Source organism: Micromonospora sp. NPDC047187 (assembly GCF_040643355.1).
Lineage (GTDB): Bacteria > Actinomycetota > Actinomycetes > Mycobacteriales > Micromonosporaceae > Micromonospora > Micromonospora salmantinae.
This window is the reverse complement of record NZ_JBEYUF010000018.1, coordinates 114,118-122,259: the sequence shown is the minus strand read 5'-3', so window position 1 is coordinate 122,259 and position 8,142 is coordinate 114,118. Positions and strand designations below refer to the sequence as shown.

The following is an 8,142-nucleotide window of genomic DNA, read 5'->3' as shown; positions in this document are numbered from 1 at the left end:
TCGCCGATCTCGGTGTGGATGTGCAGATCACCGAGCTGGACGTGATGACCGGCGGCAACCAGGCCAACATCTACGGCGCCGTCACCCGCGCCTGCATGAACGTCTCGCGCTGCACCGGCATCACGGTGTGGGGTGTACGGGACTGCGACTCGTGGCGTGGTTCCGACAACGCTCTGCTGTTCGACTGCAACGGCAACAAGAAGGCCGCGTACACGAATGTTCTGAACGCCCTCAACGCCGGCCCCGCCATCCCCAGCGACCCGCCGACGGACCCGCCGACCGACCCGCCGACGGACCCGCCGACCGATCCGCCGACGGTTGGTTGTTCGGCATCGGTGTCACTGAACTCGTGGACCGGTGGATTCGTGGCCACCGTGAAGGTGACCGCCGGCTCCGCCGGCACGAGCGGGTGGAACGTCGGCTTCACGCTCCCGAGTGGTGCCAGCGTCACAAACACCTGGAGCGCGACGGCCAGTGGCTCCACCGGCACTGTGCGGTTCACCAACGTGAACTACAACGGCCGCCTCGGCGCGGGCCAGGTCACCGAGTTCGGATTCCAGGGCACCGGCAGCGCCTCCGGCGTCACGCCGACCTGCACCGCCTCGTGATCACCCGATGACCGACTGAACGACCGACGTCGGCCGGTGCGGAGGACCCGTCGTGGTCCTCCGCACCGGCCGACGTCATGTCGCGCCGTGCCTGTCGATCAGGAGTACGGAAGCCGCAGCACCGACTGGTTGCCGATGCCCAGCGTGGTCGGGTTGTTGCCGATCGCCGACCAGACCTCCACCCGGACCGTGCCGTTGCTCAGCGCGCCCAACGTGCCGGTGGCCGAGGAGAGGCCGGCGTTCTGCGTGTAGTGCTCGTAGCCGGTGACCGGGTCGGTGGCGAAGTAGCGCAGTGTCTCCACCCGTTCCCAACTGCCGTTGCCGGTGAGGTCGTAGGAGATCCGCACCTGTACGCCGTTGCCAACCGCCGTCCCGGCGTCCACGAACAGGTCGAACGCCGTCTGCCCGCCGGCGTAGGCGAGGTTGAGGCCGGTCGCCGTGAAGACCCGGGCGTTGGTGGGCGTACCGTCGTGGTTGCCGTTCGCCGCCGCGACAGTCGTCGTGGCCGCGCTACCGGCGGCGCCCAACCCACCCCCGGGCAGCAGGTACCGCGTCGGGGTGCCCGGGGTCGTCGGCGGGTCGGTCGTCGGCGGGGGGTCCGTCGGCGTCGTCGGGGGGACGCCGCCGGCCGCGTTGCCACCACTCCAGGTGTACGCCCCGGTGGTGGCCGTCTTGCCGGCGCCCACGGTGAGCGTGGTGCCGTTGGAGAACGTCACGGTGATCGGCGTCGCCGTCGGGTTCGACGCCACGTAGGTGCGAGCCCCGTTGCGGGAGAAGACCGCGGACAGCGGATGGTTGCCGGTCACCGTCGTGTCGACATTGCCGAGGGCGGCGAGGTTGCGGATCCAGTGGAACGTGTGCGCCCGACTCTCTCCCTCCTCCGGGGTGTAGCCCGGGTTCGCGCGGAGGTTCGCCAGCGCCGCGTCGGGGTCGCCGAGGGCCTGGAACTGCCAGAGGATGTCCTGCCACACCGTCGGTTGCCCGCCGTTGTTGCGGACCAGTTCGGCGTAGTTCGTCCGCACGTACGCCGGGTTGTTGCCGAGATAGAGGTGTCCACCGGTGATCGGCAGCAGGTTGATGCCCTGGATCATTTCCGGCTCGCCACTGAACCAGGTGGCGTACGCGCCGCCGTCACCCCAGACCATGCCGACCGTCGAGTGCCCGAAGGCGGCGGGGAAGTTCTGGTCGCTGACGTCGAACCAGTACTCCTGGATGGCGGCGGCCTGGGTGGTGTAGAGGAAGACGCCGGCGTCGCGCACGGCGGTGTTACCCGTCGTCTGCCCCCACTGGATGAGGGCGCTCGCGAAGTTCATCCCCTCCGACGAGGACTCCTGGTTGTTGCCGGAGCCGAACGAGCCGTGCCCGGACGCCCAGTCGTGCCCGGCGTAGATGTCGAAGTCGCGCAGGTACGGAAACTGGGTGTCGCCGCGGCGGTAGTTGTTCGCGTCGCGGATCAGCAGGTCGACCATGCCGCCGTAGCGGCTGGTGGCCGCCCAGGCCGGGTCGAACTTCGCCAGCGTCGCGGCGGCGGCGATGTAGTAGCCGTAGTGGAAGTGGTGGTCGTTGAGCTCCTGGTCCGACCCGTACGACGCCGGGTAGCCGATCAGGGTGCCCCAGTTGTTGTCGTAGTAGAAAACCCGGCTGGTCTTGCCGCTGGACGCGGTGAACCAGTCGGTGAGCGTGCTGCGGATCGCGTTCAGCGCGCTGTCGCGCGTCGCGGTGTCGTTGACCTGATCGGCGATCTCGGCGATCCGCGCGGCGCGGCCGAGCCCCTTGCCGGTCCAGTAGGTGTCGTTGCCGCGTTGGTCCATCGGGTTGGCGCGGGCGGCGGCCAGGTGCCCGGTGAGCGTCGACAGGTCACCACCGCTGCCGTCGCCGACGGCCGGCAGTTCCGGCAGGATGCCCTGGAACTTCATGGCGGTGCGGAACTGGTTGACGCCGGTGAGCACCTTCATCCGGCCACGCGCCGACGGGTAGGTCGGCGTGATGGCGGTGGAACCGCTCAGCGACTTCCACTGGTGCGGGTAGAGGCTGACCACGGTCTGCGTGGCGGTGCCCTCCCGGGCGGTCGTGGTGAACGCGTACGTGGTGGTCAGGCCGCTGGTCGCCGGGTTGTACGCGTACGACACCTGGGTGCCGGTCACGTGCGCGTGGGCGTACTGACCGTAGGTCGCGGCCAGCGCGGCGCGCTCGGTCGCGCTGGACGTCGGCGGCAGCAGCGCGACGGAGAAGTAACCCCGACCGGCCAGGGTGGAGGAGATCCGGCCGGACGCGACGGTCCAGCTGGCACCGCCGGGCGCGTACCCGACGTAGTCGTGGCCGTTGACCCGGAAGCCGATGGTCGCGCCGCTGTTGGACCAGACGTCGGGGGTGCCGGCGGTGCTGATCTGCGCGTTCCCGCCGGTGGTCTGGAAGTACGCGAAGGGCAGACCGTGGCCGATGGTCGCGCGCATGGTGCGCGTGCCGTCGCTCCAGTGCGGGCTGACCGTCCAGTCGGTCCAGCCGTCGACCTTCACCAGTGGTGCGGCGAGCCCGGCCACACCGACCCGGATGTCCTGCACGTACGGGTAGTGGAACTCACCGACGCCGGTGGCGGTGCCGCTGATGGAGGGCGTGGAGTTGGCGGAGAAGCCGAGCCCGTCGCCGAAGGTGTCGTACGAGATCGGGTGGGCGTGCAGCGGCTCACTGAACGAGCAGTCGGTGCGCTTCCACAGCAGCGAGGACCACCAGTCGTTGGTGGGGATCGGCCCGGCGGGCGCGTTGGCGGTGGCGAACTGCCGGGGGTTGCTGGACATCGCGCCGCAGCCGCTGGGAAGCGGGCCGACCGGGGTGGTGGTGTAGCTGCCGGCGCCGACGGGTGCGGCCACGGCCGCGGGGGTGACGGGGATGGCGAGGCCGCCGACGACCAGGGCCAGCGCGGTGGCGGCGGCCAGGGCCCATCGGCGGTGGGGGACGGGAGGTTTCATCGTGCCTCCATCGCGCGCGCCGGGTGCGGCCCTTGCCGGGTCCAGCGCTTTGCGTCTGAATTGGGGGGAAGGTCAGGTGAGAGAGCGCTCTCTCGGCCACCGTAATGGAGTACCGAGATCCCCGTCAATGTGTCCAACCCGTTGCGTGCTGATGTCGCTATTTGCCGGCGCCCGCACGGTCGCCCAGCGCTTCGCCCGCACGGTCGCCCGGTGGCTCGCCTTCGTTCAACAGCGCGTGCGGCACGCGCATCCGCCACGCGTCGGTCACCAGCTCGGTCAACCGGTCCAGGTCGACCGCCGCCAGGCGCAGCAGCACCAGGGGCAGGCCTTGGTAGCCGGGCGTGGTGAAGAAGATCTCGGGCTCCCCGAGCAGGAGAGCCTGCTTCTCGGCCTCGTCGCCCACGAACAGCACCGCGACGTCGAGCCGGATCACCCGAGGCTTGCCCGGTGTCCGCTCCGGATAGGACCAGACGAAGCCCTTGTCGGCCACCCGGAAGTCGAAGCCGTCACTGGCGATCTCCACCGCGTGCGGCAGGGCCAACGCCACCCGGCGTACGTCGTCCGCGTCAGCCACCGAATTCCCTCGCACCCCGCACCATCCGCATGGGGCTGAGATTACGCGGTGGACAGTTCGACGGCCGTGGCACCGACGATCGCCCGTTCGCCGTTCTCCTGGACATAGCCGACCACGCTGGCGCGTCGCGGGTCGAGACCCGGTGGTGTCGCCAGCTCCACCTGCCCCCGCTCGGCGTCCAGGCCCACCGACCTGAAGGCGCGTACGACGTTGTCCTGCCGCAGCGTCCGCCCGGCGTTCTCCCCCCGGGCGATGTCGCTGGTCAGCTCCCGTTCCACGACCGCCACGTGCAACACCGCGCGCTGCGGCGGCTGTTCGGTCCGGTAGTCCACCATCACGCGGTCATTGCCCAGGTTGGCGATGGAGAGCGCCAGTGGTGTGGCGGGGGTCGAGGCCATGGCGGACATGATCGCGGCGGCCGCCCGGCGGCGATCGGAACCGACGAACTCGACGGTGCCGTTGACGACCATCTGCGGGGTGTACAGACCTCGGGTGCCGAACGCGCGGGCGTACGACTCCTGCCGCGCGGTGTACGCCGCGTCCGCGAACTGGTCGGGCCAGCCGAGGTCGTCCCAGTAGTCGACGTGGAATCCGAGGGCGAAGACGTTCTGTCCCCGCTCCCGGGCGTCGCGCTCGATCTCGCTCAGCAACTCCTCCGCGGGAGGGCAACTGTTGCAGCCCTGGGACGTGAACATCTCCACGACGGCGAAGCCGCCGTCCGTCGATGGGTTCGTCATGGTGGCGTGTCTCCTCCCACGGTGTGCCCGGCGGCGTCGCGTACTCCCGCTGCCCGGCGGCGTTGCGTTTCCCGTTTCGGCCGAGACAATGCGCGTGGGGTCACGTCCCCGGCCGGCCTCGCAGCGAGCGCTGCCGGGCCGGGTGGTTGGATGGTCGGGTGCAGTTCACCGTGACAGACGCGCCGACGCGGGAGCGTTTCGAGGCGCGCGACGAGGCGGGCGGCGTCGTCGGGTTCGTCACCTACCAGCTGACCGGGCCGATCATCGCCTACACCCACACCGAGGTCGATCCGGCGTACGAGGGCAAGGGTGTCGGGTCGACGCTGGCGCGGGCCGTGCTGGACGACGCGCGGAGCCGCGGCCGGACCGTCGTGCCGATCTGCCCGTTCATCGCCGACTGGGTGGTCAAGCACCCCGAGTACGAGAGCATCGTGGTCCGGTCCACCCGCAAGATCAAATAACCGTGCCCCGGTCGGTGGTGTTGGTGTCAGGCGTCCGGTAGGAGCTTGGCGGCGAGGGTGCCGGCCGTGGCGGTCAGGGTGTCGATGTCCAGCCCCGTCCGCCCCATGAACACCAGGCCCTGCTGCGCGGCGAGCAGGGCGCGCGCCGTCCCGACCGGGTCGACGTCGCGCGGCAGGTCGCCCTCGTCCTGGGCCCGCCCGACGCTCTCGGCGACCAGGGCGGTCGTCGCCTCGTAGGTGCGCCGCGCCTCGGCGAGGACGTCGGGGTCGCTGGTGGCGAGTTCGTAGGTGCTGTTGGCCATGAGGCAGCCGCGCCGGGCGGCGGCACCACCCGGGTCGTTCACCGGCGCCATGACGAACGCGCGCAGCGCGTCCAGGGCGCGGGGAGCGGAGGTGAGCATCTCGCGCAGGTAGCCGCCGCTGGTGTCGGTGTATTCCCGCAGCGCCCGCAGGAACAGCCGGTGTTTGTCGCCGAAGGCGCCGTAGAGGCTGCCCTTGCCCAGCCCGCTGACGCGCACCAGGTCCTCCAGTGAGGTCGCCGCGTAGCCGGCGTCCCAGAACTGGTCCCGGACGGCGCGGATCACCTGCTCCTCGTCGAACTGCCGTGGTCTGGCCATCTGACCAGCGTAGCAATTTTTGACCGTTCGGTCCACCAAACGCATGGTGGACCGAACGATCCATAATCAGACCAGCGGGGGACAAGCCCGCGGCCTCGTACATCACCGGCGTCGTGCTTGACTCCGACGGCGGGTACACCGCCCGAGCCCTGCCCTCCGCAGCCCCGTCGGGAGACCACAACGATGACAGCCTCCACCTTCCGTGCCCTGCACCACGACCGCGCCGCCGGTGACCCGCTCGTCCTGCCAGGCCCCTGGGACGCGGCCAGCGCCCGGGTGCTCGCCGACGCCGGTTACCCGGCGCTCGCGACCCCGAGCGCGGGTGTCGCCGCCTCGCTCGGCTACGAGGACGGCGAGACCCCGCCGGACGAGATGTTCGCGGCGGTCGCGCGCATCGTCCGCGCCGTGTCCGTTCCGGTGTCCGCCGACGTCGAGGGCGGTTACGGCCTCGCCCCCCGCGAGCTGGTCGGACGGCTGTTGGAGGCCGGCGCCATCGGCTGCAACCTGGAGGACTCGGAGGGGGACGCCACCCTCAAGGACCCCCGGCGGCACGCCGACTGGCTGGCCGAGGTGCGCGCGGAGGCGGGCGACGCTCTCTTCATCAACGCCCGCGTCGACACCTTCCTGTTCGGAACGGGTGACCCGGCCGACGCGGTGGAACGCGCCCGCCTGTACGTGGCCGCCGGCGCCGACTGCGTCTACCCGATCCTGGCGCCGCCGCAGGTGCTCCCGCAGCTGCGGGAGGGCATCTCCGGACCGATCAACATGGCCGCCGGACCGGACCGGGAGTCCGTGGCCGAGCTGGGCCGGCAGGGCGCCACACGCATCACCTTCGGTCCAGGAATGCAGCGGTACGCGATGGCGTCGATCGGCGACCTCGCGGCCAAGCTGCGCGCCTGAGCCTGGGCGCCGCCCCGGTGGCATCCGCCGCACCCGACACCAATGCCGAATCGATCACTCGGCGCGGTGGGCGTCGGAGGAGTTTCGGCAGCTACCGCCGAGCCCCCGGGGTGCCGTCGCGGTGGACGGCACGCCGGGGGCTCGTTTGCAGGCGGTCAGGCCTGGTTGCCGCTCGGCAGCACCGCTGCCATCTCGTCGCCGGCGCCGGCGAGCACGCGTGCCTGCTGCGGCCAACTGGCCAGCCCAGGTGCGGCGCGCAGGCCGGCGGCCCGGATCAGGTCGCGCAGCGCCGGCTCGTCCAACTCGCCGAGCTGGCCGTACGTGCGCACGCCAGCGTCCTGCAACGCGGCCGCCATCTTCGGCCCGATCCCCTGGATCCGACGGAAGTCGTCGGCCGGGCCCGTCGGGTCGGCGTCGACGCTGCTGATCGCCGTGTCGGCGGCCGAACGGACCGGAGGGGTCGCGGCGGCGGTCGGACGGACCGGAGGCGCGGCCACCGTCGACCGCTCGGCGCCCGCAGGCTCGGCGTTCACGGAGTCGGCCTGCGCCGGCTCAGCGTTCACGGAGTCGGCCTGCGCCGGCTCGGCATCGGACGGTCCTGCGCTCGCCACCGCCTCTGCCGGCGTGGCGTCGACCGGCGTGGTGTCGAGCGGCGTCGTGTCGAGCGGTGCCGCGCCGACCGGCGGGAGGTCGTCCGCGGGCTGGCGGGGAGCGACCACGGTCGCCGGGGCGAGCTGGTCGTCGACAGTGACCGGCTCGGGGGCCGAGTCCAGGGCCGGCTCCTGCCGCAGCTCAGCGGCGTCGGACTGCTCGGTGGCCGGTACGGTCGGCGGGTCCTCGGTCAGCGCCATGTCCGCCGGGTCGAGGCTGCTCGGAGCGTCCGCCGGAACGGGCACCGGGGTGGGACCGTCCGGTTCGGTCATTGAACCTGGCGCGCTGACCGTGTCGACCGGCACCGGCTCGTCGGCGACCGCGGTGGGTGCCGGGTCGACGGCGGCCGCAGGCCGGGCCTCGTCGGTGGTGGCAGCCGGCGTGGGCGTGGTGATCACGGCCAGACCGGCGACGGGGTCACCATCCACAATCGAATTGCCCGGTACGCCCCGTCGGCCGCGCAGCAGCCACCCGGCGGCCAAGCCCAGCAACAGTGCCAGTACCACTATCAGCGAGTGTCCGAAAGACCACGCCACGGCGAACCTCCCTCTCAGGTCGTTGGAAAAGTCACGAGAAAAACTCGCCGCAGCTTCGCACACGCGTATTGCCGACGACAGGCAGGACCGGC

General features: G+C 71.3%; 8 protein-coding genes. 3 read left to right on the top strand and 5 right to left on the bottom strand.

The genetic code is table 11. The annotated features are described in order from the left end of the window. Positions 1-608: endo-1,4-beta-xylanase (locus ABZ794_RS24855; protein ID WP_357517791.1), on the top strand; the 608-nt coding region annotated here is incomplete at its 5' end. Between the two features lie 98 nt (positions 609-706). Here ABZ794_RS24855 and ABZ794_RS24850 read toward each other — a convergent pair. The 3 genes from ABZ794_RS24850 to ABZ794_RS24840 form a co-directional block, all read right to left on the bottom strand. Further along, entirely contained in the window at positions 707-3,574 is a 2,868-nt protein-coding gene (locus tag ABZ794_RS24850; protein WP_357517789.1) for a glycosyl hydrolase, read from the bottom strand. Positions 3,575-3,731: 157 nt separating this feature from the next. Then, the gene (locus tag ABZ794_RS24845) at positions 3,732-4,148 is read right to left on the bottom strand and encodes an MmcQ/YjbR family DNA-binding protein (protein ID WP_210781742.1); all 417 of its coding nucleotides are present in this window, start codon (positions 4,146-4,148) and stop codon (positions 3,732-3,734) included. 41 nt (positions 4,149-4,189) lie between these two features. Further along, positions 4,190-4,885: a DUF1223 domain-containing protein gene (locus ABZ794_RS24840; protein WP_210781743.1), complete on the bottom strand. Its 696-nt coding sequence runs from the start codon at positions 4,883-4,885 to the stop codon at positions 4,190-4,192. A 158-nt stretch (positions 4,886-5,043) separates the two neighbouring features. On the opposite strand from ABZ794_RS24840, the gene ABZ794_RS24835 reads away from it, so the two are divergent. Next, complete coding sequence (locus ABZ794_RS24835) at positions 5,044-5,346, top strand: GNAT family N-acetyltransferase (protein WP_210781744.1); 303 nt, start codon at positions 5,044-5,046, stop codon at positions 5,344-5,346. A 26-nt stretch (positions 5,347-5,372) separates the two neighbouring features. On the opposite strand, the gene ABZ794_RS24830 is transcribed toward ABZ794_RS24835, so the two are convergent. Further along, positions 5,373-5,963 (bottom strand): TetR/AcrR family transcriptional regulator, encoded by a 591-nt coding sequence (locus tag ABZ794_RS24830; protein ID WP_210781745.1) that lies wholly within the window; start codon positions 5,961-5,963, stop codon positions 5,373-5,375. A gap of 183 nt (positions 5,964-6,146) precedes the next feature. On the opposite strand from ABZ794_RS24830, the gene ABZ794_RS24825 reads away from it, so the two are divergent. Continuing rightward, positions 6,147-6,863, top strand: a complete 717-nt coding sequence (locus ABZ794_RS24825) for an isocitrate lyase/phosphoenolpyruvate mutase family protein (protein WP_210781746.1) — start codon at positions 6,147-6,149, stop codon at positions 6,861-6,863. Positions 6,864-7,018: 155 nt separating this feature from the next. Here the strand turns inward: ABZ794_RS24825 and ABZ794_RS24820 are convergent, their stop codons facing one another. Further along, on the bottom strand, positions 7,019-8,050 hold the full coding sequence (locus ABZ794_RS24820) for a hypothetical protein (protein WP_357517785.1): 1,032 nt from the start codon (positions 8,048-8,050) through the stop codon (positions 7,019-7,021). Positions 8,051-8,142 lie beyond the last annotated feature (92 nt).